This is a genomic window from Streptomyces colwelliae, assembly GCF_048158785.1.
Classification (GTDB): Bacteria; Actinomycetota; Actinomycetes; order Streptomycetales; family Streptomycetaceae; genus Streptomyces.
In genome coordinates this window covers 1-2,382 of record NZ_JBLTJC010000696.1, presented here as the reverse complement: position 1 = coordinate 2,382, position 2,382 = coordinate 1, and the positions used below count along the sequence as shown (strand labels likewise).

General features: G+C 72.2%; 2 protein-coding genes. Both read left to right on the top strand.

Going from position 1 to position 2,382, the window contains the following annotated elements; all coding sequences use genetic code 11:
- A partial coding sequence (locus tag ACNFOC_RS53305; protein ID WP_416966158.1) for a formimidoylglutamate deiminase occupies positions 1-1,290 on the top strand: 1,290 nt, incomplete at its 5' end.
- 35 nt (positions 1,291-1,325) lie between these two features.
- The coding region (gene hutI, locus ACNFOC_RS53300) for an imidazolonepropionase (RefSeq protein ID WP_416966157.1) at positions 1,326-2,382 on the top strand (1,057 nt) is incomplete at its 3' end.

Below are 2,382 nucleotides of genomic sequence, written 5' to 3'. Positions count from 1 at the left end.
GNCGTTAACGCCTCGGCCACACGCCGGAGTTCGGGCGACGAGTCGGCCAGGACATCCGCCATCGCCCTGATGAGGGGGGTGAGGGCGAGCAGGGTGCCCGCGGCCACGCCCGGCCTCGCCAACGCCCACAGCCACGCCTTCCACCGCGCCCTGCGCGGCACCGTCCAGGTCGGCTCCGGCACCTTCTGGACTTGGCGGGAGCTCATGTACTCCTTCGCCGACCAGCTCACCCCGGACACCTACCACGCACTCGCCCGCGCGGTGTACGCCGAGATGGCGCTGGCCGGGATCACGGCGGTCGGCGAGTTCCACTACGTGCACCACGCCCACGGCGGCACCCCGTACGCCGACCCCAACGCCATGGGCGAGGCCCTCATCGCGGCCGCCTCCGAAGCCGGTATCCGCATCACCCTCCTCGACACCGCCTACTTCTCCTCCGGCTTCGGACAGCCCCCCAACCGCCACCAGCTCCGCTTCTCCGACGGAAGCGCGGACGCCTGGGCGGAACGCTGTTCACTTCTCAAGGAACGGGATCACGCGAGGATCGGTGCCGCCATCCACTCCGTACGGGCCGTGCCCGCACGGGAGTTGGCGACGGTGGCCCGCTGGGCCGAGGAGCGCCGGGCCCCGCTCCACGTCCACCTGTCCGAGCAGACCGCCGAGAACGACGCCTGCCGCGCAGCCCACGACTGCACCCCGACCCAACTCCTCGCAGACCACGGGGTGTTGGGCCCGCGCACCACGGGCGTCCACAACACGCACCTGACGGACGAGGACATCGCGCTGCTGGGGCGCTCGGGCACCGGCACCTGCATGTGCCCCACGACCGAACGGGACCTGGCCGACGGCATCGGCCCGGCGGTCGCCCTCCAGCGAGCCGGCTCACCCCTCTCCCTCGGCTCCGACAGCCACGCGGTGATCGACCTCCTCGAAGAGGCGCGTGCGATGGAGCTGAACGAGCGCCTGCGCACCCGCACGAGGGGTCACTGGACGGCGGCGGCCCTGCTCCGCGCGGCCTCGGCCGACGGCCACGCGGCGCTGGGCTGGGACGAGGCGGGCACCCTCGAAGCGGGCGCGCTCGCCGACTTCACGACGATCGCGCTCGACTCGGTCAGAACAGCGGGGCCGGTGCCCAGGCTCGGCGCCGAGACGGCCGTATTCGCGGCGACGGCAGCGGACGTACGGCACACGGTCGTGGGCGGCCGGCACGTCGTACGCGACGGGGCGCACGCGCTCGTACCGGATGTGCCGCAGGCCTTGGCGCAGGCCGTGGAAGCCCTGCGCGCGTAGAGCCGATCGCCGACCCCCGCACCCACGAGGACACAATGAGCAGCACCAGCACCACTGTCATCACCAACATCGCCACGCTGGTCACCAACGACCCCTCCCTAGGTGACAGATCTCCCCTCGGTCTGATCCAGGACGCGGCCGTCGTCATCGACGGCGACCGCATCGCTTGGACCGGTGAATCAAGCAAAGCACCCGCCACTGACAATCGGGTCGACGCCGGTGGGAGGGCGGTCCTGCCGGGCTTCGTGGACTCCCACTCGCACCTCGTCTTCGCGGGCGACCGCACGCAGGAGTTCAACGCCCGCATGTCCGGCCGGGCGTACAGCGCGGGCGGCATCCGTACGACGGTCGCGGCGACGCGCGCGGCGAGCGACGCGGAACTGGAGGCGAACCTCACCCGTTACCTGGACGAGGCGCTCCGCCAGGGCACCACCACCTTCGAGACGAAGTCGGGCTACGGCCTGACGGTCGCCGACGAGTCCCGCGCGCTGCGGATCGCCGCCGCGCACACGGACGAGGTGACGTACCTCGGCGCGCACATCGTCTCGCCGGACTACGCCGACGACCCGGCCGCGTACGTGGCCCTCGTCACCGGCGAGATGCTCAACGCCTGTGCCCCGCACGCCCGTTGGATCGACGTGTTCTGCGAGAAGGGCGCCTTCGACGGCGACCAGGCGCGCGCGATCCTGACGGCGGGCAAGGCGAAAGGCCTGCACCCGCGCATCCACGCCAATCAGTTGTCGTTCGGCCCGGGCGTCCAACTCGCCGTAGAACTGGACGCGGCGAGCGCGGACCACTGCACGCATCTCACGGACGCGGACGTGGACGCGCTGGCGAGCGGTGCGACGGTCGCGACCCTGCTCCCCGGCGCGGAGTTCTCGACGCGCGCGGAGTGGCCGGACGCGCGCCGCCTCTTGGACGCGGGCGTCACCGTGGCCCTGTCGACGGACTGCAACCCGGGCTCGTCCTTCACGTCGTCCGTCCCCTTCTGCATCGCGCTCGCGGTGCGGGACATGGGGATGACTCCGGACGAGGCGGTGTGGGCGGCCACGGCGGGTGGGGCGGCGGCGTTGCGACGGGATGACGTGGGGC